Annotated in this window: 18 protein-coding genes; 9 read left to right on the plus strand and 9 right to left on the minus strand. The window is 59.0% G+C overall.

The window, feature by feature from the left end; all coding sequences use genetic code 11:
• Window positions 1–208: 208 nt before the first annotated feature.
• The 3 genes from AAAX36_RS07470 to AAAX36_RS07480 form a co-directional block, all read right to left on the minus strand.
• The gene (locus tag AAAX36_RS07470) at window positions 209–1,441 is read right to left on the minus strand and encodes a Fic family protein (protein WP_349074913.1); all 1,233 of its coding nucleotides are present in this window, start codon (window positions 1,439–1,441) and stop codon (window positions 209–211) included.
• A gap of 448 nt (window positions 1,442–1,889) precedes the next feature.
• Window positions 1,890–3,311 carry a 6-phospho-beta-galactosidase gene (gene lacG, locus AAAX36_RS07475; protein ID WP_349074914.1) on the minus strand — a complete coding sequence of 474 codons (1,422 nt, stop codon included), beginning with the start codon at window positions 3,309–3,311 and terminating at the stop codon, window positions 1,890–1,892.
• 75 nt (window positions 3,312–3,386) lie between these two features.
• A complete protein-coding gene (locus AAAX36_RS07480; RefSeq protein ID WP_349074916.1) occupies window positions 3,387–5,165 on the minus strand; it encodes a PTS lactose transporter subunit IIBC in 1,779 nt (592 codons plus the stop codon).
• A 284-nt stretch (window positions 5,166–5,449) separates the two neighbouring features.
• Between AAAX36_RS07480 and AAAX36_RS07485 the strand changes: the two genes are divergently transcribed.
• Entirely contained in the window at window positions 5,450–6,451 is a 1,002-nt protein-coding gene (locus AAAX36_RS07485; RefSeq protein WP_346964012.1) for a LacI family DNA-binding transcriptional regulator, read from the plus strand.
• 257 nt (window positions 6,452–6,708) lie between these two features.
• On the opposite strand, the gene AAAX36_RS07490 is transcribed toward AAAX36_RS07485, so the two are convergent.
• A complete protein-coding gene (locus AAAX36_RS07490) occupies window positions 6,709–8,469 on the minus strand; it encodes a PTS lactose transporter subunit IIBC (protein ID WP_022094682.1) in 1,761 nt (586 codons plus the stop codon).
• Between the two features lie 176 nt (window positions 8,470–8,645).
• Window positions 8,646–10,094 carry a 6-phospho-beta-galactosidase gene (lacG, locus tag AAAX36_RS07495; protein WP_349074918.1) on the minus strand — a complete coding sequence of 483 codons (1,449 nt, stop codon included), beginning with the start codon at window positions 10,092–10,094 and terminating at the stop codon, window positions 8,646–8,648.
• Window positions 10,095–10,438: 344 nt separating this feature from the next.
• On the opposite strand from lacG (AAAX36_RS07495), the gene AAAX36_RS07500 reads away from it, so the two are divergent.
• Window positions 10,439–11,467, plus strand: a complete 1,029-nt coding sequence (locus AAAX36_RS07500) for a substrate-binding domain-containing protein (RefSeq protein WP_055310566.1) — start codon at window positions 10,439–10,441, stop codon at window positions 11,465–11,467.
• Window positions 11,468–11,736: 269 nt separating this feature from the next.
• On the opposite strand, the gene lacG (AAAX36_RS07505) is transcribed toward AAAX36_RS07500, so the two are convergent.
• Both lacG (AAAX36_RS07505) and AAAX36_RS07510 read right to left on the minus strand, forming a co-directional pair.
• Window positions 11,737–13,176 carry a 6-phospho-beta-galactosidase gene (gene lacG, locus AAAX36_RS07505; protein WP_117758688.1) on the minus strand — a complete coding sequence of 480 codons (1,440 nt, stop codon included), beginning with the start codon at window positions 13,174–13,176 and terminating at the stop codon, window positions 11,737–11,739.
• Window positions 13,177–13,242: 66 nt separating this feature from the next.
• Window positions 13,243–15,018, minus strand: a complete 1,776-nt coding sequence (locus AAAX36_RS07510; RefSeq protein ID WP_349074920.1) for a lactose/cellobiose PTS transporter subunit IIB — start codon at window positions 15,016–15,018, stop codon at window positions 13,243–13,245.
• Between the two features lie 357 nt (window positions 15,019–15,375).
• Here AAAX36_RS07510 and AAAX36_RS07515 point away from each other — a divergent pair, with 357 nt between their 5' ends.
• The 7 genes from AAAX36_RS07515 to AAAX36_RS07545 all read left to right on the plus strand — a co-directional run bounded on the left by AAAX36_RS07515 (window position 15,376) and on the right by AAAX36_RS07545 (window position 21,522).
• Window positions 15,376–16,380, plus strand: coding sequence for a LacI family DNA-binding transcriptional regulator (locus AAAX36_RS07515; protein ID WP_195543947.1), 1,005 nt, complete (start codon window positions 15,376–15,378; stop codon window positions 16,378–16,380).
• A gap of 214 nt (window positions 16,381–16,594) precedes the next feature.
• Complete coding sequence (locus AAAX36_RS07520; RefSeq protein ID WP_055252615.1) at window positions 16,595–16,933, plus strand: PTS lactose/cellobiose transporter subunit IIA; 339 nt, start codon at window positions 16,595–16,597, stop codon at window positions 16,931–16,933.
• A gap of 375 nt (window positions 16,934–17,308) precedes the next feature.
• Window positions 17,309–18,205 carry a hypothetical protein gene (locus AAAX36_RS07525; protein WP_349074922.1) on the plus strand — a complete coding sequence of 299 codons (897 nt, stop codon included), beginning with the start codon at window positions 17,309–17,311 and terminating at the stop codon, window positions 18,203–18,205.
• A 307-nt stretch (window positions 18,206–18,512) separates the two neighbouring features.
• Complete coding sequence (gene lacA / locus AAAX36_RS07530) at window positions 18,513–18,941, plus strand: galactose-6-phosphate isomerase subunit LacA (protein ID WP_215692668.1); 429 nt, start codon at window positions 18,513–18,515, stop codon at window positions 18,939–18,941.
• Window positions 18,942–19,004: 63 nt separating this feature from the next.
• Window positions 19,005–19,529 carry a galactose-6-phosphate isomerase subunit LacB gene (gene lacB, locus AAAX36_RS07535; protein WP_006234831.1) on the plus strand — a complete coding sequence of 175 codons (525 nt, stop codon included), beginning with the start codon at window positions 19,005–19,007 and terminating at the stop codon, window positions 19,527–19,529.
• Window positions 19,530–19,648: 119 nt separating this feature from the next.
• Window positions 19,649–20,530, plus strand: coding sequence for an aldose 1-epimerase family protein (locus AAAX36_RS07540; RefSeq protein ID WP_349074924.1), 882 nt, complete (start codon window positions 19,649–19,651; stop codon window positions 20,528–20,530).
• Between the two features lie 56 nt (window positions 20,531–20,586).
• The gene (locus AAAX36_RS07545; protein ID WP_195919832.1) at window positions 20,587–21,522 is read left to right on the plus strand and encodes a hexose kinase; all 936 of its coding nucleotides are present in this window, start codon (window positions 20,587–20,589) and stop codon (window positions 21,520–21,522) included.
• 343 nt (window positions 21,523–21,865) lie between these two features.
• Here AAAX36_RS07545 and AAAX36_RS07550 read toward each other — a convergent pair whose 3' ends face one another.
• Both AAAX36_RS07550 and AAAX36_RS07555 read right to left on the minus strand, forming a co-directional pair.
• The gene (locus tag AAAX36_RS07550) at window positions 21,866–23,485 is read right to left on the minus strand and encodes a UDP-glucose--hexose-1-phosphate uridylyltransferase (protein ID WP_349074939.1); all 1,620 of its coding nucleotides are present in this window, start codon (window positions 23,483–23,485) and stop codon (window positions 21,866–21,868) included.
• The gene (locus AAAX36_RS07555) at window positions 23,485–24,690 is read right to left on the minus strand and encodes a galactokinase family protein (RefSeq protein ID WP_349074926.1); all 1,206 of its coding nucleotides are present in this window, start codon (window positions 24,688–24,690) and stop codon (window positions 23,485–23,487) included. Before AAAX36_RS07555 ends, AAAX36_RS07550 begins: the two co-directional genes overlap by 1 nt.
• Window positions 24,691–24,701 lie beyond the last annotated feature (11 nt).

The following is a 24,701-nucleotide window of genomic DNA, read 5'->3' on the forward strand; positions in this document are numbered from 1 at the left end:
GCATGGGGCACGGGCGGGCGCTCAAGGCCGTCGCGAGGAAGCGGCTCAGGGCGATATACGCCGTGATGCGCGACCGGGTGCCCTACCGGGAGTAGCCCCGACGGTTGACAAAACTATAGGAACACCCCCCAGCCGGCGCAGGGGTACCGCTTTAAAATGACGCGCAAATAATTTTGGGCAACAAGGATGAGGCTATTCTGGGATATGACTAGACTCCGTATTTCGTCTTTATGTCCCTTGAGAATGAATCGTAGTCTTCATAGAGCCCCTCTCTGCTTTCATCCTCGGCGTGGCTTACACGTTCAAGGAGCTTATCCTTTGGGGCCTCTTTTGTTATTGCGGCCTCGCTATCGGGTATTGTGGATTGCAAGAATAGTTCTAGAGCATGGACGTCTTTGAGTATGTAGCCCGTCGAACGACCCGCCCCTGTTTTTTCGATTGCGCTGCAACTAACAAGCTGACTGAGGGTTCGTTTAACGGTAACCTCGCTGATATCGGGGCAGTTGGATCGGATGTCTGATTTCTTAATGACGCCGGGTCTCTGTTGAAATAGAACGGCGATGCGCGCTTGCTTCGACATGGGACGAGTGCTTGATTCAATTAAGGTACGCTGTTCGAGCTGTCGGTAGGCGGCCAGGGTTGTTCCGAGCATGAAACGGATAAAGGGTGCTTCGGTGTTTTGATTTTCATTCCATCCAGTGGAGCTTGCAGCGAGGGCGTTGTAGTAAAGCGCTTTGTTGTCTTCAATAAGTCGTTCGATGCTGATGTAACGCGCAACGTCGTATCCAGTCTTTTCGAGCAGCAGCGTTGTAAGGAGCCGGCTCATCCTGCCATTGCCATCGTTGAAGGGATGAATACTGACAAAATCGAAGATAAAGCGGAGCGATATAAGGAGGGGATCGCAAACTTGGCGAGATAAAGCATCGTTGAGGGACTGGCAGGCTTCTTTAATAAGTCCCGGGGTTGCTAGAGCCGAAGGGGGCCTAAAGCGCACAAATCGATTACCTTGATCGTCAATGGAGACGATTTCGTTATCGCTATCCTTCCAATGGCCTCCATACGAGATTGCCGTGTGCGCCATGAGGTCACGATGCAACTGCAGAATGACCGATGGCGTTATGGGAATGGAATCGTGTTGCTCGTGAATAAGCGACAGCACATCTCGGTATCCAGCGATTTCTTCCTCTGCGCGGGAGCTTGGCTTGGCGGAATACGCCATGATCGCTTTGAGTCTTTTTTGGGTGGTAACAATTCCTTCAAGTCCGTTGGAGGATCGGGTGCTTTGGATCTTAGCCTCCTCCATTAGGGACGATAGAAGCTCGGGTTTGACTTGACTCAGAGCAAGCTGTCGGCCTTTATGCTCGCGTATCGAGAGGAGGAGGTTGGTGATTGGAGTTGCTTCGAGTTCCGCTGGGACTGTGGTGTAATCGAACTGGCGCATGCGGCTCCTTTCGGTATCACGAACATACTTTCGATATCATAATACCATTAAATGATACCGAAAGTATGTTCGTGATACCGAAAACTAGAAACCATGCTTCATAACTGCTTGGAAAGTTTGGATTTGACTATCTTATTGTCTTGATCTGTAACAGGTAGACGGTCGAAAGTGGGCTACGTGTTACAGATTGAGATATTTCTGCTCGGGCGTTCTGTTTGTCTTGATCTGTAACAGCTAGGGCCGGAATACTCGGTTACGTGTTACAGATCGAGATCTTCAAGTTCGGGCCGCTCGTTTGTCTTGATCTGTAACAGGTAGGGCCGAAATACTCGACTAGATGTTACAGATCGAGACAAACGGCCTGCTCGGGTCGAGCCAAAACAAAAAAGGCCGCATGCGAACCCGTGGAGGGATTCGCATGCGGCCGACAGGGAGTATGCGGCAAAAGTTAGGCCATGAGCAGGCCGGTCTCCGCGACGTTCTTGTACCAGTACGCGCTCGCCTTGGGATAGCGCTTCTGGGTCTCAAAGTCGATGTAGAACAGGCCGTAGCGCTTGTTGTAGCCGTTGGTCCAGGAGAACTGGTCCTGCAGCGACCACACAAAGTAACCGTCGACGTTCACGCCGCCGTCGATTGCCTTGAGGATCCACGCGAGATGCTGACGCATGTAGTCGATACGAGGGGCGTCGTCGATAAAGCCATCCTCGAAGTCGTCCTTATAGCCCATGCCGTTCTCGGTGATGTAGATCTTCTTGTAGTTGGGGTAATCGTTTTTAATGCGGAGCAGCAGGTCGTAGAGGCCCTCGGGATAGATGATCCAGTCCCAATCGGTGGTGGGTACGCCTTCGCGCACGCATGACTCGCCCACGCCCTTGAGGAACCAGCGCGAGGAGCCCTTGTCGCCGGTGCCATTGTGGTTGATGTCGTTTTCGCCCTCGGCGGCACGCAGGAACTGACACTTGTAGGTGTTGACGCCCAGGCAATCGTTGTAGGGGAGCGCGGCGGTCAGCGCGGCGATGTCCTCGTCGCGGACGTCGAGCTCGCCGCCGGCGATATGGGCCAGCTTGGTCGCGGCCTCCATGGTGTCGGCTGCATAGTGGCCGCGGAAGGTGGCGTCGAGTACCCAGCGGTTGTTGATGACGTCGGCCATACGAGCCGCCTCGCAGTCGGCAGCGCTGTTGGGATCGAGGGGATACTTGGGCTCCAGGTTCTGGACAATGCCGATCTCGCCCTCAAAGCCGCCCTCATGGAAGGCGACGACAGCCTTGGCGTGGGCCACCATCATGTTGTGCATGAGCTGGAAGGCCTTGTCCAGGCGGTACTTCTCGCCGTGCGGCCAGTTGCCGACGATAAAGCTGCCCTCGGCGGTTGCGGGAATCTCGTTAAACGTGAACCAGTGCTTGACCTCGGTGAACTCGGCAAAGCAGAACTTGGCGTACTCGACGAAGGCGTCGATCGTCGCGCGCGTCAGGAAACCCTCGCCGCCGTTCTGGTAAAAGGCCTCGGGCGTATCGAAGTGATCGAGCGTGACATAGGGGATAACGCCAGCTTTGTTGCAGGTGGCGAAAAGCTCGTGATAGAAAGCGACACCCTCGGGGTTAATCTCACCAGTGCCACTGGGGAAGATGCGGCTCCAAGCGATGGAGACGCGAATGCCGTTAATGCCAAAGCGCTGGCACAAATCGATATCGACCGGATATTTGTTGTAGAAGTCGCTTGCAGGATCGGGGGAGAAGCGACCCTGAGCTGCCAGGAAATCGTCCCAGGGCACTTTGCCCTTGCCGTGCGTGCGGGTCTCGCCCTCAACCTGGTAAGCGGCGGTGGCGCCGCCAAACACAAAGCCGTCGGGGAACTGCATGGGGTTGTTCATAAGTCATCCTTTCTGTGGGATACGAATAGGGAGAGGTGCCCGAACTGGGGATCCGGGCACCAACAGAGGGAGGAACTAGTCGAGGTTCTCGCGGAGCCACTTGATGGCGCCGGCGGGGTCGCGGGTAAGGTCGATATATTCCTTGCCGCGCGGGGCGAGCAGCTTAATGCCCAGACGATCGGTGTCGGCCTTCATGTCGTTGTAGTAGCTACGAACCTGCGGGGCGAGCACGATGACGTCGTACTGATCCATGATGGCAGTGTGCTGGCCATAAGCACCGGCAGAGGAAGCGATGTTCTCTCCGGTCTGTGCGGCACCTTCCTTGATGGCGTTGGCAAGCATGGCAGAGGTGCCGGCGCCGGCGCACAGGACGAGGACCTTCAGGCCATCGACATCCTTCTTGGCGGATGCATCGGCAGCGGGCTCGGGCTGATCGGCGACAGGCTTGCTGTCGGCGGCGGCAACGGTCGTCTCGACGGAAGCGGTGGCCTGCTCGGCAGCGGGCGTAGAGGCGTTGGCGGCGACGGAAGCGGCGCCATTGGACTCGAGACCCAGCTCGGCGGCGCGCTCGGCCTCCTGGTCACAGAGCAGTTTATCGTATGCCTTCAAGAACGGCAGGTAGATGATGGCGTCCAGCAAGATGATGATCGCGACAAACACCAGGGCGATAAGCTGGAAGTTCGTGGTGATGAAGATGCCGATGGGGGCAGGGGTGGCCCAAGGCACCACGAAGGAGAAGCCGTTCATGCCCACGTTATCGATAAAGAACTTGGCAACACTTACGTTGACGCAGCCGGCGGCAACAAAGGGGACGAGCATGTAGGGGTTAAGGATCATCGGCGCGCCAAAGAGCAGCGGTTCGTTGACGGCGAAGGCAACAGGAACAATCGAGGCCTTACCGACGGCTTTGAGCTGCTTGGACTTCATAAAGAGAATCAGCAGAAGCGGCACGATGAACGTGGCGCCGGTGCCGCCGAACTCACCCACGAGCGACATGTTAAAGGTGAGGGAGTGGGCGGGGTGGCCGCCTGCCAGCAGAACCTGCAGGTTCTCGGCCTGGTTGGCAAGACGGATGGGGTCGATGCCCGGCTGGACGATCGAGGGACCGTGGACGCCGATGAACCAGAAGAACGCGGTGGCTGCCTGGATAAGGATAAGGCCAGGATAGGTTTCTGCAGCGGTAAAGAGCGGGGAGAGCAGCTTGATGAGCAGCTCGGAGAACGGAACGCCCATGAGGTTGCGCACGACAACATCGATGATGCCGCAGATGATGACAGCGCCGCCAAAGGGGATGATGTCGCGGAAGTTCTGGGCGATGGCGCCCGGAACCTCCTTGGGCAGCTTAATGGTCAGATCGCGCGAGACGCAGAACTTATAGACCCACACGGTAATGAACGCGGCGATATAGGCCGAGAACAGACCGCGCGTACCCATGCTGGTGCAATCGAAGACAGAAAGCTCGGAGCCGTTGAACTTGGTGGTGAACTGCGTAACAGCGAGCAGCAGCATGCTGCACTGGGCGGCAACCATGGTGGAGCCGTCGTTGAGCACCTTGCCGGCGGGCATGCGACGGTTCATGGAAGCCGTAAAGTTCTTGGCGGTGGTGCCGGCAACCATGATGCCCATGACGCCCATGGTGAAGTTGTACAGCTTGTTGCACCAGTCGATGAGCGGCTGGGGCAACGTGATTCCAACTACGCCGGGAAGGGTGGCGATCAGCAGAAAGATCGAAGAGGTAAGGACGATGGGCATGCACCCAAGGAATCCGTCTTTGATGGCCTGGAGGTAGATGTTCCTCGAGATCTTCTCGAAGAACGGTTGATGCTTTTCGAGCATCTTTACGATGGCGTCCATAAAGCTCCTTTGCTACTTGATGCGCGATGCATGTGGATGGAACTGGTCGTCGATGGATGGTCAGGACTGCCCGGAAACCTTCCTGCTCAAGGAAGGCATTGCGAAATGACAACGTTGTCATTTCGTTAATGACAACGTAAGACATTTTTCGAAGAGCAACAAGGATTTACAGGTGAACGGTCGATATCGTCCGATAAACGGTTGATTTGTCAGTCGGGCAGGTAGTGTATGCTAGAACGCAAAAAGCAAGCGATAGAGAACCGAGTGGAGAAGCAGTGGCAACGATGGACAAGAAAAATGTCTCGATGAACGATGTGGCGATTGCCGCGGGCGTTTCTCTCAAGACGGTGTCGCGTGTGATCAACGAGCCCGATAGCGTGCGAGAGTCGACACGCGATAGGGTCCATGCTGCCATGGAAGCGCTTGGGTTCCGGGCGAACTTTGCCGCGCGTTCACTCAAGTTGGGCCGTTACGGGTGCATCGGCGTGGTGCTGTTCCACTTGTCGGGCGGCAACGTGGACATGATTGACGGTATCGCCGATGCCGCCGCAGAGCGAGGCTTTGCGCTCACGATGATTAAAAAGCGGGCGGGGGAGAAGATGACCCTTGCCGAAGCGGCACGTAGGATGTCGCAGCTTCCCGTCGACGGCATGATTTTCAACCTGCGCCAGATGATCGATGACTTTGATACCTTTGAGGCGCCGAAAGACCTCAAGACGGTGATTATCACGTCGATGGAACATCCTACCTGCTCTACCGTCAGTGACGACCAAGAGGGCGGCGCGCGCATGGCATGCGAGTACTTCTTGAATCGCGGACACAAGAATGTGTACTTCGTCTCTGGTAAGAAAGAGTCGCTGTCGAGCCAGTGCCGTATGAAAGGTTGGCGTGCGGCACTCGAGACGCGTGGCATTGAGCCGCCCGAGCCTCTGCAAGGCGATTGGAATGCGGATAGTGGCTATGCTGCGGGCCTTGTGCTTGCCGATAAACCCGATTGCACGGCGGTCCTTGCGGCTAACGACTGCATGGCAAACGGCGTGATGATGGCTTTACGTGACAAAGGGCTCAGTGTGCCCGACGACGTGTCCGTGATCGGCTTCGACGATGAGCTCTACAAGACGATTCCCAACTCGATTCTGACGTCGGTGAAGTTCCGCCACCGCGAGCTGGGCGTCCGTGCGCTTAATGAGGTCGTCGCAGGTCTGGAAGCCCCGAGCTCCAGAAGCCGTACGCTTGTCTCGGGTGTGCTGGTCGAGCGTTCCAGCGTAAAGGACTTGCGGGCGTAGACGTGCTCGGCCTATTCCGTTTGTCTCGATCTGTAACATCTAAGCGGTCAAAAGCGGTCTACATGTTACAGATTGAGATTTTTGGCTTGGCCTGTGCGTTCACCTCGATCTGTAACAGCTGGGACCCAAAAACTCGGCTAGATGTTACAGATTAAGATGAACAGGAGGACGGGTGCGGTCTAAACAAAATGGCCCGCGCATCACGCATCGATGCACGGGCCATTTTTTTTCTGCGAGCGGCAGGTGGCGTCAGCGTCTTATGCCTCGAGGTTTTCCTCGATCCAGGCGACGGCACCCTTGGGATCCTTAGTGAGGTCGATGTACTGTTTGCCCTTGGGCGACAGCAGCGTGATGCCCAGGCGGTCGGTGTCGGCCTTCATCTCGTTGTAATAGGTGCGAACCTGCGGAGCCAGGACGATGACGTTGTACTGGTCCATGATGGCGTAGTGGCTGCCGTAGGCACCGGCGTTGGCGGTAATGTCGATGCCCAGCTCGTCGGCGCCTTCCTTAAGCGCGTTGGCGAGCAGTGCAGAGGTGCCGGCGCCAGCGCACAGAACCAGAACCCTCAGATCCTTGCCCTTAAGGGCGGACGGAGCTGCGGAGGCCTCAGTGGCAGAAGCGGTCTCGACAACAGGAGCCTCAACGGCGGGGGCGGCAGCGGTCTTGACGGCCTTGGTCTCCTCGGCCTCTTCTTCGGCCAGGGTCTCGGCCTCCTGCTTGCACAGGACGTTGTCGTAGGCCTTGCAGAACGGGTAGTAGATTAAGAAGTCAACGACCAGCAGGACGACAACCAGGACCAGAGAGATCGGCTGGAAGTTGGTGTCGATGAAGGTGCCGATCGGTCCGGGGAGTGCCCACGGCATGGCATAGATAAAGCCGTTCATGCCCAAAAAGTCGATGAAGAACTTACCAATGAGGACGTTGGCCACGGGGGCAAACAGGAACGGGATCAGGAAGTACGGGTTGAGGATGATGGGCGCGGCGAACAGCAGCGGTTCGTTGACGGCGAACATCACGGGTACGACAGAGGCTTTGCCGACGGCCTTGAGCTGCTTGGAGCGCATAAAGAGCAGGAAGATGATCGGGACAATGAACGTGGCGCCGGTGCCGCCGAGTTCGCCGATGTAGTTACCGAAGTTCTCGGTCAGGGCGAGGGCGGGGTGACCGCCGGCCTGCAGCGTGGCGAGGTTGGTGGTGATGTTGCCAAACAGCGCGGCGTTGAGGGCAGGCTTAACGACCGAGGGGCCGTGGATGCCCATGAACCAGAACAGCGGGATCATGAACCAGATGAGGGCGAGGCCGGCGTAGGAATCGGCAGCGGCGAACAGCGGGCTCACCAGCGTGGAGATGACGTTGGCAAACGGGACGGCCAAGCAGGTGCGGCAGATAACGTCGATGACGGCGACAAACAGGATGGAGAAGCTGAAGGCGAAGATGTCGCGGAAGTTCTGGGCGATGGCGCCGGGGACTTCTTTGGGCAGCTTGATGGTGATGTCTCGCTTAATGCAGAAGGCATAGATGTTGACCGTGGCAAATGCGGCGACAAAGGAGCTCAGTAGGCCCTTGGTGCCCATGTTGTCGGTAAAGAACACCGAGACATCGGCGCCGTCGATCTTGGCACTCGTCTGGGTAACGGCCAAGATGAGCATAGCGCACATGGCGGCGACCATGGTGCTCGTGGCGTTGATGGCCTTGCCGGCAGGCATGCGGCGGTTCTTGGAGCCGGTCAGCGCGCTTGCGGTGGTGCCGGCGACCATGATGCCCACGACGCCCATCGTGAAGTTGTAAACCTTGTTGCAGAAGTTCACGACGTCGACGTTCCACCAGTCGGGCAGCGTAAAGCCGCCGACCGTGGCGACAACGCCCGGCAGGGTCGAAATAAGCAGGAAGACAGAAGAAGACAGGATGATGGGCATTGCTGCCAAAAAGCCGTCTTTAATGGCCTGAAGGTAGATGTTCTTAGAGACCTTGTCGAAGTACGGCTGACCTTTCTCCAAGAACTTAACGATCGATTCCATAGTTCACGCTCCTCTTTGCATGAAATCTTAATGGCATGGACGTTGAAAACCTATATGGTCTCCCGCTTGCTAAAAGCCCGGGTGCAGGCGGGGTCGGTCCCAGGGGGAGAGAGGGGAGCGGCTGGGTTTGTATCGCATAGGGCCGCTCCCCTCTCGGGGGAAAGCGAGGCGATGCGCTACTGCGCGTCCGCCATAGTGTCGGCGAGCTCCTTGTACCAGAGTGCCGACTGCTTGATGTAGCGTTTTTGCGTGTCGAAGTCGATGTAGAACAGGCCGTAGCGCTTGTTATAGCCGTTGGCCCACGAGAACTGGTCCTGCAGGCTCCAGATAAAGTAGCCCTGGACGTCGACGCCCTCGGCGCGCGCCCGGAGCACCTTCTCCATGTGCTGGTCGACAAAGTCGATGCGCTCGGGATCGGCGACGATGCCGTTTGCGTCGGGCTCGGGGTCCTTGTGGCCCAGGCCGTTTTCGGTGATATAGATGACGGGGAGGTTGGGATAGGTGGCGCTGATGTGCTTGAGCGTGTCGTAGAGGCCTTGCGGGTAGATGAGCCAATCCCAGTCGGTGGTGGGGATACCCGGCATATCGACCTGCTGCCCGACGCCCTTAAACTTAAAGCACGAGGTGCCCTTGTCTCCGGTGCCGTTAAAGCTGTTGGTGGACTCGCCATCGTAGGCGGCGATAAACGCCGACTGATAGTAGTTGAGGCCGAACATATCGTTGCGGGGCGCCGCCTTGGCGAGCTCCTCCATGTCGCTGTCCTCAACCGTAAGCGTGGCGTTGTTGGCACGCAGAATCTCGTTGATGAGTGAGAGGGTGCGCGCGGAGTAGTGACCCAGGAAGGCGCCGTCCATGATGAAGTCGGTGTAGAAGGCGTTGTACAGGTCAGCGGCGTGCTGGTCGGCGGGCGAGTCTGTGGCAGGATATGCCGGCGTCAGGACGTTGACCATGCCAATGCGTCCGCCCAGGTGCTCGGTCTCGTCAAGATCCTTATACAGGTTGACGGCGCGGGCGTGGGCAACGAGCTCGTTGTGCTGGCTCTGGATGCCGCTCGTCACATCAAAGTGATGGTTGGGCGGGAAGTTGCCTTGGATGTATTGGGAGTGCGAGAGGCTGATGAGCTCGTTGATGGTGAACCAATTCTTGACCTCGCGGAACTCGCGGAAGCAGAACTCGGCATAGCGCACATAGGCGTTGACGGTCTTGCGGTTGAGCCAGTCGCCCTGGTTGAACAGGGCGGCGGGGGAGTCAAAGTGATGCAGGGACACATAGGGCTCGACGCCATACTTTTTGCAGCAGGCGAACAGCTCGTGGTAGTGCTTAACGCCCTCGGCGAGGGGCTCGGCATCGTCGCCGTTGGGGAAGATGCGGGTCCAGGCGATGGACACACGGATGGCGTTGAGTCCATGCTCGGCAGAAAGGCGGATATCCTCCTCGTAGCGGTTGTAGAAATCACTGGCCGGGTCGGGCAAAAAGCGACCCTGGGCGACAAGGTAATCGTCCCACATGGTCTTACCCTTGCCTGCCACCTTCGTGGAACCTTCCGTTTGGTACGCGGCGGTTGCGGCGCCCCAAACAAAGCCCTTCGGCAGCTGCTGTACGCGGTTTAGCAAAGACATATGCATACACCCTCTCGTCTTGCTGTTCGATATTGTGCGTTTGCGCTCAGGAGGCTCCCTGGTTAGCGTTCAGCGGTGAAAAAGCCCGATAAACACTATCTTAAAATGATTAGAACCAAAATGAGCACGTGAACATTTGACAATGAGCACGTTAACATCCGGCTGGGATGTATAGAAACAAAACAACTTCAAACAGCCGCGAACGGTTGTATTTGTTCGGTAAGCGGTTTTGATTGACAGAAGTTTTCATGTTGTGGTATATGGCTCGGGTATCATGAGCACGTTATCAATGTATGTACGATGCGCCATGGGCGCGGGGAATAGTTGGGAAGCAGGTTAGCGTGGAAGGCATGGCTCAGCAAACAAGGAATGGTCATTCGGCGAGCGCGGCAGAGGTTGCGGCGCTCGCTGGCGTGAGCCGCCAGACTGTGTCTCGCGTGGTCAACGGTATGCCTAACGTGACGGAAAAGACGCGCAAGCGTGTGCTGGCCGCCATGGAAGAGCTGGGCTTTCGTCCCAATTTTGCTGGAGCGGCGTTGCGCGGCGGGTCGTATCGTTCTATTGGCCTGTGCATGTACAACATCACACGTGTCGGTAACCTGGCGACGCTCGAGGGTATCATGCAAGCGGCGCGCGAGCACGATTTTGCCGTCACTATGATCGAGATGGGCGGCGACAAGCCCTATACACTTGCCGATGCCTCGCGCCGCATGGTCGAGCGACCCGTCGACGGCATGATTCTCAACATGAACCGCATGGCTCCCGATTTTGAGGAGTTTGTTCCCCAGCCGGGAGTGCGAACGGTCATCCTGTCCATGTATGCGCATCCGCGCTGCACGACGATCGACTCCGACCAGTATGGTTCGTGCGAGCTGTTGACCAATTATCTGCTGGAACATGGTCACTCGAATATGCGGTTTGTGGCGGGTCCGGAAAACTCGATTTCCTCGCGTTTTCGTGAGGCCGGTTGGCGCGATACGCTGGGTCGTGCTCATGTCGATGCCGCTCCGATGCTGCGTGGCGATTGGAGTGCGGACAGTGGGTACGCCATGGGCGAGCGGATTGCGGCCGAGGTGCTTGCCGGCGGGTCGCAGGCGCCGACTGCCGTGCTTGCGGCAAATGACCAGATGGCGCTGGGCGTTATCGCCGCGCTCGAGAACGCGGGCCTGTCCGTGCCCGACGACGTTAGCGTGGTTGGTATCGACGACGCACTCGAGGGACTTGTTCCTCACAATCGGCTGACGACGCTGCGATTTGATTTGCGCGGTGTCGGTAAGCTTGCGTTTGAGGCGGCGATTGGAGAGAGCTCGTCTATCGAGGCGATTCATGTGCCGAGTACGCTGGTCGAACGCTCGACTGTTAGGGACATACGGGGTTAGGTCCTACTCCGTTTGTCTCGATTTGTAACAGGTAGACGGTCAAAAGCGGGCTACGTGTTACAGATTTAGATTCTTCGGAAAGAGTAATCCTGTTCGTCTCAATCTGTAACAGCTAGGACCCAAAAACTCGGCTAGATGTTACAGATTGAGACAAACAGACCCCGAACCGCACAAAAAGGCCGGGGGCAGCGCGCCGTGTGACGTGCCGCCCCCGGCTGAGAAATGGGGACAGGTTGTGTGAGCGGGGCAATCCCGCTAGTCGCAAGCCACTAGTCCAGACGACGGGTCTGCGCCACGTGCTTATACCAGTAGGCGCTTGCCTTGGGCGTGCGCTTCTGGGTCTCAAAGTCAACGTAGAAGAAGCCATAGCGCTTGTTGTAGCCATTGGTCCAGGAGAACTGGTCCTGCAGGCTCCACAGGAAGTAGCCACCCACGTTGACGCCCACCTCCATGGCCTTGAGCAGCCAGCGCAGGTGCTGCTCGATGTAGTCGATGCGCGGCTGGTCGTCCACAAAGCCGTCTTTGTAGGGGTCCTTGTAGCCCATGCCGTTTTCGGTAATGAAGATCTGCTTGTAGTTGGGGTAGCGCTGCTTAATGTAGACGAGCAGATCGAACAGACCCTCGGGATAGATAATCCAGTCCCAGTCGGTGGTGGGGATGCCAGGCTTGTTCACATGCTCGCCAATACCCTTGACGCGCCAGCGGCCGGTGCCCTTCTCGCCCGTACCGTTGTGGTGCAGGTCGTTCTCGCCGTCGTAAGCCTTCAAAAAACGGCACTGGTAGTTGTTGACACCCAGGTAGTCGTTGTAGAGCGCTGCCTCGCGCATAATTTCGAGGTCCTCGTCCAGGATCTCGATGGTGCCGCCCGAGATGGCCGCCAGGCGGTTGGCGCACTCGAGGGTGTCGGGAGCATAGTCGCCGCGGAAGGTGGCGTCGAGCAAGAACTGGTTCTGCAGCACGTGCTCGTTGTTGGCGGCCTTGATGTCGGCGGGGTCGTTCTCGTTGAGCGGGTACTTAAACTCCAGCGACTGAATGACGCCGATCTTGCCCTTAAAACCGCCGTTGTGGAAGGCCAGTACTGCCTTGGCGTGGGCGAGCATCATGTTGTGCTCGCACTGGAAGGCCTCGGCAAGATGCGCCTTGACGCCACCGGGGAAGGTGCCCTCGATGTAGGTGTTGGAGGCATCGGCCCAGATCTCGTTAAAGGTGAACCAGTATGTCACCTGGTCGGCGTACTCCTTAAAGCAGAAGGTGGCAAAGTCCACAAAGGCGTCGATGGTCTCGCGGTTGAGGAAGTCGCCCTTCTCAAAGAGGGGAAGCGGCGTGTCAAAGTGATGCAGCGTGACAAACGGCTCAACGTGATGCTTGTGACATTCGGCGAAAAGGTCGTGATAGAACTGAACGCCCTCGGGGTTGATCTCGCCGGTGCCGTTGGGGAAGATGCGGCTCCAGGCGATGGAGAGGCGGATGCCGTTGATGCCGAACTCCTCGCACAGCTCCAGATCGACGGGGTACTGGTTGTAGAAGTCCGAAGCGGGATCGGGGGAAAAGCGCCCCTGGGCCTCCAGAAAATCGTCCCAGGCAACCTTGCCCTTACCGTGAGTGCGGGTCTCGCCCTCTACCTGGTAGGCAGCAGTGGCGCCGCCAAAGACAAAGTCCTCGGGAAACTGCGCAGGCGGGTTGGTGACGCTAGCAGGATTAACGGACATGATGATCCAATCGTCTAAATCGAAGGGCCAGCCGGTCTTGGATGGTCGGCTGGCCCTGAGCGTTACTTACTTCGAGAGTTGCTCGGAGACGAAGGCGAGAGACTTATCGCCGTTCTGGGAGAGCTCGATGTACTGCTTGCCACGGCAGGCGACGCACTTGTTGCCCACGCGCTCGCAGTCCTTCTGCAGGTCGGCCAGGTAGCTGGCGGCCTGCGGGGCCAGGACGACCAGATCGAAGTCGGGGAGCATGTCCACGTGGTTGCCATAGGCCTCGGCAGCGGTCTCAAGATTGATGCCGCGCTCTTTGGCGGCCTTGGCCAGTGCGTTGGCGAGCAGGCCCGAGGTTCCGCCGCCCTGGCAGAGCACGAGCACGCGCTTGCCGTTGAGGTCGCTGGCGGTCGTTGCCTCAGCAGCGGGTGCTGCAGAAGCGGCGGGGGAGTCGGCCTTCACGGCCTCGGCAGCAGCGCCGGCGGCAACGCTCTTGGCGTCAGCCTTGCCCTGGAAGGCATCGTTGAGCTTGGCGGCCTTCTCGGCGTTCTTGGCGGCGAGCTCCTCCTGGGAGATCTCGGCCTCCTCGGCGCACTTCTGGGCGTCATAGGCACGGAAGAACGGGTAGTACAGAACGAAGTCGACGACCAGGATAAGGGCGAGCATCACAAAAGCGAGCGGCTGGAAGCCCAGGCCCATGATGGTGCCGATGGGGCCGGGGACGGTCCAAGGCAGGGTGTACATAAAGCCGTTCATGCCCAAGAAGTCGATAAAGATCTTGAGGATCCAGATGTTGGCGATCGGGGCAAAGACAAACGGGACAAAGAAGACGGGGTTGAGCACGATGGGCGCGGCGAACAGCAGCGGCTCGTTGACGGCAAAGCAGACGGGGACGATGGCGGCCTTACCGACGGCGCGCATCTCCTGAGACTTGGCCAGGAAGCAGAACATAAAGACCAGGACGAGCGTGGCGCCGGTGCCGCCCATGCAGACGACGAAGTACTGGGCACCCTGGGTCAGGACAGCGGAAGCGTGCTGGCCGGCCTGGAACGCAGCCAGGTTGTCGGTCATGTTGGCAACGAGGGCGGCGGCGATGGCGGGCTCGACGATCGAGGGGCCGTGGACGCCGACGAACCAGAACAGGCTCATAGCGCCGTAGATCACAGCGAGGCCGATGTAGCCGTCGGCAGCGGTGAACAGGGGCTGGAACACCTGGATGACGCCCTGGGCAAAGCAGAAGCCAAAAGCAGCGCGGAAGGCGATGTCAAAGACCCAAAAGACGGTGATGCAGACGGAGAAGGGGATGATGTCCTTAAAGGTCTGCGAGATGTTGGGCGGAACCTGCTCGGGCATCTTGACGGTGATGTTGCGCTTAATGAAGAACTTGTAGATGATGCCGGTCACAAACGCAGCGATAAAGGCAGTCAGCAGGCCTTTGGAACCAAGGTAGGTGGTGTTGAAGCCGCTGGCAGCGTCCGTGGCGATCGTGTCGCTCGAAAGGAGCAAGAAGCCGATGATGGCCGCGCACATGCACGAGATGAAGTTGATCTGGTTGTTCTTGGGCAGATCGCGGTTCTGAGCGTCGGCGAAGTGCTTGGCCGTGGTGGCGGCACAGGCGATGGCCAGGATGCCCATGGAGTAGTTGTAGCACTTCCACAGGGCGTTGTTGATGTCATCGGGCCAGTAGAAACCCCAGATATTGGGAACCGAGGCTACCAGGCAGAAGATGGACGAGAAGATGATGATGGGGATGACGGAGATAAAACCGTCGCGGATCGCCTTGAGGTACTTGTTGCGGGCGATCGCGTTGAAAAAGGGCTGCCCCTTTTCGATGATGGCGATGAGTTGCTCCATGCAAAGCTCCTAAGAGTCGGTGGGTTGGCAACGATGGTAGCTTTTGACGTTTGGTTGCCAAAATGTTGACGTTGCCATTTTGCGACACAAAATAAGACGCGAACCGATGGCCCCTGTGCCTGTGGACCGTCGATTCCTTGCGCGTAAACGTTTGAGCCGCCCGGTGGCTCTGTGTTTGCACAATGGCAACGTTAACATTTGGGCGACAAAAGCCGTTCGGGGAAGCAAAAATGTCGGTGAACGGTAGGTTTTGGGTGGTGAGCGTATGGTGGGGGAGGCGTTGGATATACTTGAAGGCGTTAAAAATGACTGCGCAAGGTGCCACCAATGGCATCGTTGACATAGAAAGATCGACCTATGGCCGCTGTTAAAAAATCGGTATCCGTCAAAGACGTAGCGCGCCTCGCGGGCGTCTCGGAGCAGACGGTCTCGCGCACCGTGCACGATTCGCCCAGCGTGCGCCCCGAGACCAAGGAACGCGTGCGTGCCGCCATGCGCGAGCTGGGGTATCGCCCCAATTTTGCCGGTCGATCGCTGCGCCGCGGTAAGTTTAAGACCGTCGGCGTCGCCATGTTCAACATTACCGGTACCGGCAACCTCGACCGTATGGAGGGCTTTGCCGCCGCCGCCGATAAGCACGGCTACGCCATCACCCTCACTAAAGTAGATGGACATCCCTATACCCTCGAGAGCGCATCGTCGCGCATGAGCGCGTTGCCGGTAGACGGCATGGTCGTGATCATGAATCGCATGCCGGCGGACTTTGGCACCTTTGAGCCGCTGCCCGGTATGCAGACGGTGCTCGTTACCATGCTGGAGCACCCGCTGTGCTCGACGGTCGATAACGACCAGTTCGATTGCTCGCGCCAGGTGGTCGAGTACTTGCTGGGGCGGGGGCACAAGACTGTGCACTTTATCTCGTGTCCCGAGCGCTCGCTTTCGGGCATGCGGCGCGAGGAAGGCTGGCGCGAGACATTGCGCGCGCATGGCATTGAGCCCCCGCAGCTCGTGCGCGGCGACTGGACGGCACAGAGCGGGTATGCCGCAGGCCAGGCTCTGGCGGATGATCCGACCTGCACGGCCATTTATGCCTCCAACGATGCCATGGCATATGGCTGTATCCGTGGGCTCGAGTCGCGCGGGAAGTGCGTGCCCCAGGACGTGAGCGTGGCGGGTGTTGACGATAGTCTGGGCGATATCGTGCCCGACCGTCGCCTGACCACGGTGCGCTTTGACAACAAGCGCGTCGGCATGTGGGCGGTCGACAAGATTGCCGGCGCCGATGGGGGTGCGTCTGGCGTGGAGCACATGCTGATCCCCGGTGTGCTCGTAGAGGGCGATACGGTGCGCGATTTGCGTTAGGGTGCGGTCCTGTTTGGGTTGTCACTAACTGTGTTCGATATTGTTCAGATTGGTTTAAAAACCGTTCACGGGCGAAAAGTGACCGTTCATAGCTTGAAATTGCGTTTTGCGCTGTTCTTTTTTGTTTGAATGTTAATGTTTCTGTCATACAGAACGCAGCGCGTATGCCCGGACGCGATGCTCTCCATTGGTTCATATGTGAAAGGAACGCAATATGGCAACCAAAGAAGAAATCTCGATGGTTGGATTCGAGATTGTCGCATACGCAGGTGACGCCCAGACCGATCTGCTTGCAGCGCTCGATGCTGCTCGCGAGGGCGATTTTGAGAAGGCCGAACAGCTGCACAAGGATGCCAGCGATGCACTTATCGGCGCCCACGACACGCAGACCAAGCTGCTTTCGCAGGAGGCCGGCGGTGGCGAGATGGAGATGACCTTCATCATGGCTCACGCTCAGGACACTCTCATGACCACTATGATCCTGGAGAAGCAGGCCCGCTTTACCATCGATGCCTACAAGCGCATCGCCGAGCTCGAGGCCAAGCTCGCCTAACGAGCCCTCACAACCAAGTCCCCTTCCAAAAGCTCTGCCGCTACCCGCGGCAGGGCTTTTTCTGTCCTCCTCCAAGTTGCGGTGAAATAGGGACTGAATAGGGGCCGACGGGCGCAAAACAATCCCTATTCCACCGCAACTCATCCGGAGATAGTCATTGGGGACAGTCTTGGTGCGCTCTGTTCGTCTTCCCGTTCGTTTTTTGCTCGGTGGGTATACTTCCTTTCGCATTAAGCCCCGGACTGAGGAGGTATCCAAATGCCGGATAACGGGTCAATACAAAAAAGAGACGCGCACGAGATGGCTCATGGGCGTCCTGTCTAGATAACCGAGCACACGACGGTAACAGAGCTGCAGCCCAGCCTGTCCGATGTCGTGTGCGCAAACAAAAAGCTGCAGATTGGCTTTATCGTTGCGCTCGTGGTACTGGCGCTGCTGTCGGGCTTTGTAGCTCGTCCGCATTTCGCCGATACCAAAACTTGGGACTCCACCATCGAGGTCATCGACCAAAAGAAGGGTAACGTACTGGCGCTCACGACCTCGTGCGTGGCGCTGTCTGCGGGCATTACCGCGCTGCCGGGTGATACGGGAACGCCGGTTGCCGAGCAGCTCGCGCAGCTTTCAGGCAACCTTGGTATCGTGCTTGCCGTGCTCTACCTCGAGAAATACCTGCTAACCATTTTGTGGTCGGTTGGCTTGGGCATCCTGATCCCGTTTGCGCTGGTGCTCCTTGCGGTGTCGCTCGGCATTCACGGGCGCTGGAGCACGAGCGCCGTCCTGCGCCGCGTGGCGACTCGCGTGCTGGTGGTCGCCACGATCGGCATGGCGTTGGTGCCTGCAAGCGTATGGGTGTCGCAAAAGGTCGACGAAACGTATCGAGTGAGCATCGAAGCGGCCGAGCAAAAGGCGGCCGACGCTGCGGGTACGGCAAATAGTGATAGCTCCAAAGCAAGCAAGAAAAAGACCGAGTCCACAGAGTCCAAGAACGTGCTTGAGCAGCTTGCCGACGGTGCCTCAAGCCTGGTCACGTCGGTAACCAGTGGTGCCAAGCAGATGACCGACGAGATCGTGCAGCAGGTGACCGACCTTATCGAAGGCGTCATCGTGATGATCGTGACCTCGTGCGTGATTCCATTGCTGGTGGTCGCGGCGTTTTTGTGGCTGGGGCACACCCTGCTGGGGATTGATATTTCCGGCCCGGCGAACTATTTGACGGGTCGCTTTCTGAGCGCTCCGTCCAAGCACGCCAAAAAGGGTGGGCAGTCCGAGTAGCTAAAACAGCTGTATATACCGGGGAATACCGCCGAAGGGCGGCCGAGACGCGTTCTCGGCCGCCCTTTTGTTTGTTGAATACGCGGTCGCTACGTCCGCGCCGGGTCCAGACGGTCGGCAATCATCCGTAAACGGTATTTGTTCAAAAAAGAACAAAGATAAACAAATAATTCTTGCAGTTGATGTTCGAATGTGTTCAAATAAACATGAGCAGTGAAGAACCGCACATTCAGATGCCCGGACCTGAACGCGATTCAACACTTCCAAACAGAAACTACGCACCTGCGTATCTCTCAAGGAGGATGTCATGAGGGTTGTAATCGCTTCCGATGCCGACGGTATGTCGATGAAGGAGTCCATCAAGGAGATGCTCATCGCCGACGGTCACGAGGTCGTCGACTATTCCGAGACCCCTGCCGCGGACTTTGTCGATTCCGCGACCGCCGTTGCCAAGGACCTGCTGGAGCACAAGGATTCCCAGGGCTTCGCATTCGATAAGTACGGAGTCGGCTCCTATATGGCCGCCGTCAAGATTAAGGGCATGGTCGTCGCCAATATTTCCGACGAGCGTTCCGCCTACATGACCCGCGAGCACAACGGCTCGCGCATGGTCACCATGGGCCCGGGCGTTGTGGGCACCGAGGTCGCCAAGAAGATCGCCCACGAGTTCCTGCGCGCCCAGTACGCCGGCGGCCGTCACCAGATCCGTGTCGACATGCTCAACAAGATGGCCTAACGAGAGCCACCGAGAACTCGAACTTCTACCTCAACTTGTGAATTCAGACGAAAGGACGTTCTGATGAAGAAGACCATCGCAATCGGTTGCGACCATATCGTTACGGACGAGAAGATCTATCTGGCCGACCGCCTGGAGCAGGCTGGCTACAAGGTGCTCGACTGCGGCACCTACAGCCACACCCGTACGCACTATCCCATCTACGGTAAGGCCGTGGGCGAGGCTGTTGCCAGCGGCAAGGCCGACTTTGGCGTGGCCCTGTGCGGCACCGGCATCGGCATCACCAACGCCGTCAACAAGGTTCCCGGCGCCCGCTGCGCCCTGGTTCGCGACATGACCTCTGCCCTGTATGCCCGTCGCGAGCTCAACGCCAACATCGTGGGCTTTGGCGGCAAGATCACCGGCGAGTTCCTGATGGCCGATATCATGCTTGCCTTCCTGGAGGAGCCCTACGAGAAGACTCCCGAGCACGATGCCCTGATCGCCAAGATCGATGCCTGCAACAAGGCCGACGCCGAGGCTCAGGCCGACCCGCACTTCTTTGACGAGTTCCTCGAGAAGTGGGACCGCGGCGAATACCACGATTAGCGGGTATCCGGCGTAATTAACTAGTCCGTTGACGGCTCGCGTTTCTGTGATGGGGCGCGGGCCGGTTTGCTATCAGCCCCACTGACTTGGCGGGCTGTCGTAAGAAAGGGAAGGCTCCTATGGAGTTTGTTCTTGATAACGGTTCTATCCGCGTGGCACTGAGCACGGCTGGCGGATCGTTCACTTCTATTGCGGCCAACGGCCGTGAGTACCTGTGGCAGGGCGACCCGGCGGTGTGGTCGGGCCAGGCACCCATTTGTTTCCCGATCTGCGGCGGCCTTCGAGATGGTCACGCAATGACTATGGGCGGCCACGAGGTCAAGCTTGCCCGTCACGGCTTTGCTCGCAAACAGGAGTGGAAGCTCGAGGAGCAGGGCGACAACATGGTCGCGCTGAGCCTAAGCTCTGCCGACCATGCCGAGTTGCTCGAGCAGTACCCGTATCCGTTTAAGATCGTTGCTCGTTACACGATCGATGCGGAAAAGGTGGCCGTGTCGTACGAGGTGACCAATGAGGGCACCGAGGACATGCCGTTCTTTGTGGGCGGTCACCCTGGCTTTAAGTGCCCGCTTGACGAGGGCGAGTCCTATGACGACTATGAGCTCCGTTTTGAGCAGCGCGAGGCCGCCGAGCTCTGTACTGCCGTTCCCTCGACGGGCCTGATTGATGTTGAGCATCGCAGCAAGAACCCGATGGTTGGCCATGACCTGCCGCTGACCCACGAACTCTTTGACTTCGCGGAGACCATCTTTGACGTGCTCGAGAGCCGCGTGGTTACGCTGACCAAGAAGACCGAGGACAAGGGCGTGCGCCTGACGTTTCCCGATATGCCGTACCTGATTGTGTGGAGCAAGCCCGAGGGTGACTTTGTGGCCGTGGAACCGTGGGGCGGCCTGTCCACCTGCTCCGACGAGGACGATATTCTGGAGCACAAGCGCGGCTGCCTGGTGGCCAAGCCGGGGGAGACCGTCACCCGCGGCTTTGAGATCGAGATCCTTTAACGAGCTATCGTATGTTTGGGGCTGCGCGTGTCGTGCCCCGGAAACAGGAGTTCAATATGATTCTGACCGTTACCATGAACCCGTCGATTGATACGCGCTATCAGCTCGATAAGCTGATCATCGACGATGTTAACCGTGTGACGCCCGAAAAGACCGCTGGCGGCAAGGGCCTCAACGTGAGCCGTGTGCTGCTGCAGTTGGGCGACGATGTGCTCGCGACCGGTCTGCTCGGCGGTCACATGGGTGCCTATATGGCCGAGCTCATGGATGCCGACGGCGTCAAGAACGACTTTGTGCCCATCGCCGGTGAGACGCGCATTTGCTTGAATATTCTGCACGAGGGCAATCAGACCGAGCTGCTGGAGAGCGGCCCGCAGATCGCCCCGGCCGAGCTCGAGGCCTTTACGGCCAAGTTTGCCGAGCTTGCAGCGAAGGCGGACGTTGTGACGCTTTCGGGCTCGCTGCCGCGTGGCGTCGATGCCGGCTACTATGCCGAACTCGTCAAGATCGCCGAGGAGGCGGGCGCCAAGGTGCTGCTCGATACCTCGGGTGCATCGCTGGAGGCCGCGCTGGAGTCCGACGCTATGCCTGAGCTCGTAAAGCCCAACCTGACCGAGATTAACGGCCTGCTGGGTACGTCCTTTACGACCGATGATGTCGATGCTCTGCGCGAGGCGCTTGCCGCCGATGACCGTTTTGCCGGTATCCCCTGGGTTGTCGTTTCGATGGGCGCTGCCGGTTCGGTGGGCTTCCATGAGGGCCGCGCGTTCCGCGCCAAGACGCCCGCGATTGCGGCTGTGAACGCGACGGGTTCCGGCGACTCGACCATCGCCGGCTTTGCACATGCCATTGCTGCTGGTGCCGACGACGTCACGGTGCTCAAGACCGCCAATACCTGCGGCAAGCTCAACGCCATGGATCCCAAGACCGGCCACCTGGTCATGGACCGCTGGGACGAGGTCTACAACAGCGTTGTCGTGACTGAACTGTAGGGTTACGCGGTTTTATCAAACCGCGTAACGGCGCGACGCTGCAAACGCCCCTAAGCGGCAATCTGACGTTCAATCGTCGGGCATGACCAAAAGGTCAATGCCCTCCTCTTTCACGTCACCTTGCTCGCTTAGGGGCGTTTTCGCTGTCGTTGCCAAGACACCGGCGTTGCCTTGGTTGCAAGTAGTCATTGGGGACGCTCTTTAATGACTAGTCGTTTAAGAACGCCCCTTAAGAATGACCCCAATGACTACACTCAAAAACGGCGCCCGTCGGCGATGTTGCCGGCGGGCGCCGTTGTCTTGAAGACGAAATGATCTGTTTTCCTCCGTCCCCAAGGGACCATTACAGTGAGTCGATAAAGCGCTGCTGGGCGGCGCGGCCGGCTTCGTCCCACTTAAAGACGCCGGCGTTGTCGAGCACGTGGCCAAACACCACGCCGACCTCCTCGTGCAGGATGTCGATGGCGTTTTCGGCCGTAAGCTCGTCGGCGCGGCGGGCAAAGACGTCCTCGGCCCATGCGGCGTGGCTACGGCATAGATCATCGCCCTCGAGCGCACCGGCAAGGTCGTAGCTGGCATCGGCCTTGGCCGCTAGCAAGTGCTCGCGGACAGCGCCGAGCTCGGGAACCAGGCGCGGCGGAAGAATGGCCAGGCCCATGACCTCGATCAGGCCGATGTTCTCCTTCTTAATATGGTGGTACTCGGCATGCGGGTGGAATACGCCCAGCGGATGCTCGTCGGTCGTGATATTGCAGCGAAGCGCCAGGTAGGCCTCGTAGATTTCGCCGCCGGCGTTGCCGCGGGAGTCGACGCGGCGGATGACGGGCGTTACGGTGTTGTGCGCTACGCCGTCGGCTGTGTGTGCGATAACGCCCACGGACTCGTCGGTCCACTCGCGCCAGGCGAGGATAATCTTCTCGGCAGCATCGAGCAGCTGGGTGCGGTCGTGCGAGCGCAGTCGCAGCACCGAAAGCGGCCACTGCAACACGGTGCCGCTGACCTGGTCAAAGCCGGGCACGCTAAACTGCGAGACCTCGGCGGCATGCATCATGGGGAACTCGTGCGCGCCGCCCTGGAAGTGGTCGTGCGACAGAATCGAGCCGCCCACGATGGGCAGGTCGGCGTTGGAGCCAATAAAGTAGTGCGGGAACAGGTCCACAAAATCGAGCAGGCAGGTCAGCCCCTTGCGGTCGACGTGCATCGGGCGATGCTCGGAGCTCATAGCAATGCAGTGCTCGTTAAAGTATGCGTACGGGCTGTACTGGAAGCCCCAGCGCTCGTCGTTGAGCTGAATGGGGATAACGCGTAGGTTCTGGCGGGCGGGATGGGCGCCGCCGTCGGCTGCGGCGGAGCGTCCGGGATAGCCTTCGTTCTCGATGCACAGCTGGCAGGCGGGATACTTCTCGCCCGTGTTCTTTGCGGCGCCGGCTGCGGCAATGTCGCGCGGGTCCTTCTCGGGCTTCGACAGGTTGATGGTGATCTCCAGGTCGCCCCAGTTGGTGGGGGTGCGCCATTTGATGTTGCGCGCGATGGCGGCACGGCGCACGTAGCCGGCGTCGCAGCACAGACCGTAGAACCAGTCGGTCGCGGCGCGGGGCTCGTTGACGCCCATGCGGCCGTTGAACTCCTCGTTTACAACCGAAGGCCTCGGCATGAGCGCGCCCATGATGCGCATGGCGATGCGGTCGCGGCCCGACACCGTGTCTTCGGCAGCACCGTTGGCAACGGCGGCCTCGGAAAGCGCGGCGAGCGTGCCCTCCAGGTCAAAATCGGGCAGGGTATCGGGGTGCAAGAGCGAAATCTTCTCGGTCTTGAGCGCCCAGGCCATGTTGAGCGCGGGGCCCGTGGCGCCGATGCACTCCAGAATGGTGTTGTAGGCCCAGATGCGGTCGTCCTGTCCGATCATCGATCGGTGGATAGCGTACTCGATCAGGTTCTGCGCAGCCTCGCGCGCGTCGGTCATTACAGCCATGCCGCGTAAGCCCCCTTGTCAGAGATAGCGTAGTGACGGGCAGAGCCCTCGCCCAGCCAGCTGTTCATCTTGGTGATAAAGGTGTCGACCAGATCGAGTGGCACAAAGGCCTGGATGGTGCCACCAAAGCCGCCGCCGTGGATACGGACGGCGCCGCGGCCGTCGAGCACGTGCTCGGCCAGTGCCAGGGCATACATCGAGGGCTGCTCGGAGCCCAGCTTGGCAACGACATTCTGCAGGTACATGGCAGAGCTGGCGCCGGACTCGCGTGTCAGGACCAGGAACTGGTCGATGTCGCCGGCGTTCAGGGCTGCCCAGCGCTTGTCGACCAGGCCGTTCTCGTACCAGTAGTGAACGGCGCGCAGGCAGGCACGGTCGCCCAGCTTAGCACGCAGCTCGGGGAGCTTGGCGTCAAAATCGGCAACGTTTACCTCGCACAGGCGTGCCTTGCCAAACTCGGCGGCGACGTCTTGCATTTCGCGCGGAACGGCGGCGTAGTCGTCGGTAGCGGCCACGTGGTCGGCGCCGACCTTGACGAGCACGAGCGCGTAGCCGTGATCCTCAAAGTTGAGCTCGAGCTTCTGGGTCTTAGGCTGGGCCTGATCCTCAAAGTCCATGTAGGCGAGGCCGCCCAAGCAAACGGCGGCCTGGTCCATCAGGCCGCAGGGCTTGCCGTAGTAGTTGTTCTCGGTGCGCTGGCTCATCTGGGCGAGTGCGACGGGCTCAATGGCGGGCGCTCCCCAGAGCGTCTCCATGGCACGACCGTATGCCGCCTCGACGGCAGCGGAGCTCGAAAGACCGCCGCCCGAGGGGACGGAGCAGGTGAAGGCGAAGTCGAAGCCCTGGGGCTCAACGCCAAGGGCTGCAATCTCATGGGCCATGCCGCGGACGAGGCTTGCGGACGTGCCCTTCTCGGACTCTTGAATATCCAGCGTGTCGAGCGTGATCTCAAAGGTGGGGTAGCCCTCATCGGCAACGCGGACCTTGTTGGTGTCGGTCGCTACGGCGATGCCGTCAACGGCGACATCGAGCGAGCCGGCGATGACGTGGCCGCCCTCGTGGTCGGTGTGGTTGCCACTGATCTCGGAACGGCCGGGCGCGTGCACATAGAGCACCTGGCGATCGCCGATGGTGCCAAACTCCTCCTCAAACAGCTTGGTGAGCGTGGCGAGTGTCTTTTCGTCGGGGGTGGTCATGGGGGGTCCTT

It is taken from the genome of Collinsella sp. CLA-ER-H10 (assembly GCF_040092475.1).
Taxonomy (GTDB): Bacteria; Actinomycetota; Coriobacteriia; order Coriobacteriales; family Coriobacteriaceae; genus Collinsella.

Excerpts from the sequence above, each read along its gene's own strand:
- AAAX36_RS07490 (WP_022094682.1), bottom strand. The coding sequence starts at position 8,469 with ATGGAATCGATCGTTAAGTTCTTGGAGAAAGGTCAGCCGTACTTCGAC.
- AAAX36_RS07520 (WP_055252615.1), top strand. The coding sequence starts at position 16,595 with ATGGCAACCAAAGAAGAAATCTCGATGGTTGGATTCGAGATTGTCGCA.
- AAAX36_RS07555 (WP_349074926.1), bottom strand. The coding sequence starts at position 24,690 with ATGACCACCCCCGACGAAAAGACACTCGCCACGCTCACCAAGCTGTTT.
- lacG (WP_349074918.1), bottom strand. The coding sequence starts at position 10,094 with ATGCATATGTCTTTGCTAAACCGCGTACAGCAGCTGCCGAAGGGCTTT.
- lacG (WP_349074914.1), bottom strand. The coding sequence starts at position 3,311 with ATGAACAACCCCATGCAGTTCCCCGACGGCTTTGTGTTTGGCGGCGCC.
- lacA (WP_215692668.1), top strand. The coding sequence starts at position 18,513 with ATGAGGGTTGTAATCGCTTCCGATGCCGACGGTATGTCGATGAAGGAG.
- AAAX36_RS07550 (WP_349074939.1), bottom strand. The coding sequence starts at position 23,485 with ATGACCGACGCGCGCGAGGCTGCGCAGAACCTGATCGAGTACGCTATC.
- AAAX36_RS07500 (WP_055310566.1), top strand. The coding sequence starts at position 10,439 with ATGGCTCAGCAAACAAGGAATGGTCATTCGGCGAGCGCGGCAGAGGTT.
- AAAX36_RS07470 (WP_349074913.1), bottom strand. The coding sequence starts at position 1,441 with ATGCGCCAGTTCGATTACACCACAGTCCCAGCGGAACTCGAAGCAACT.
- AAAX36_RS07545 (WP_195919832.1), top strand. The coding sequence starts at position 20,587 with ATGATTCTGACCGTTACCATGAACCCGTCGATTGATACGCGCTATCAG.
- AAAX36_RS07510 (WP_349074920.1), bottom strand. The coding sequence starts at position 15,018 with ATGGAGCAACTCATCGCCATCATCGAAAAGGGGCAGCCCTTTTTCAAC.
- lacB (WP_006234831.1), top strand. The coding sequence starts at position 19,005 with ATGAAGAAGACCATCGCAATCGGTTGCGACCATATCGTTACGGACGAG.
- AAAX36_RS07485 (WP_346964012.1), top strand. The coding sequence starts at position 5,450 with ATGGACAAGAAAAATGTCTCGATGAACGATGTGGCGATTGCCGCGGGC.
- AAAX36_RS07515 (WP_195543947.1), top strand. The coding sequence starts at position 15,376 with ATGGCCGCTGTTAAAAAATCGGTATCCGTCAAAGACGTAGCGCGCCTC.
- lacG (WP_117758688.1), bottom strand. The coding sequence starts at position 13,176 with ATGTCCGTTAATCCTGCTAGCGTCACCAACCCGCCTGCGCAGTTTCCC.
- AAAX36_RS07540 (WP_349074924.1), top strand. The coding sequence starts at position 19,649 with ATGGAGTTTGTTCTTGATAACGGTTCTATCCGCGTGGCACTGAGCACG.
- AAAX36_RS07480 (WP_349074916.1), bottom strand. The coding sequence starts at position 5,165 with ATGGACGCCATCGTAAAGATGCTCGAAAAGCATCAACCGTTCTTCGAG.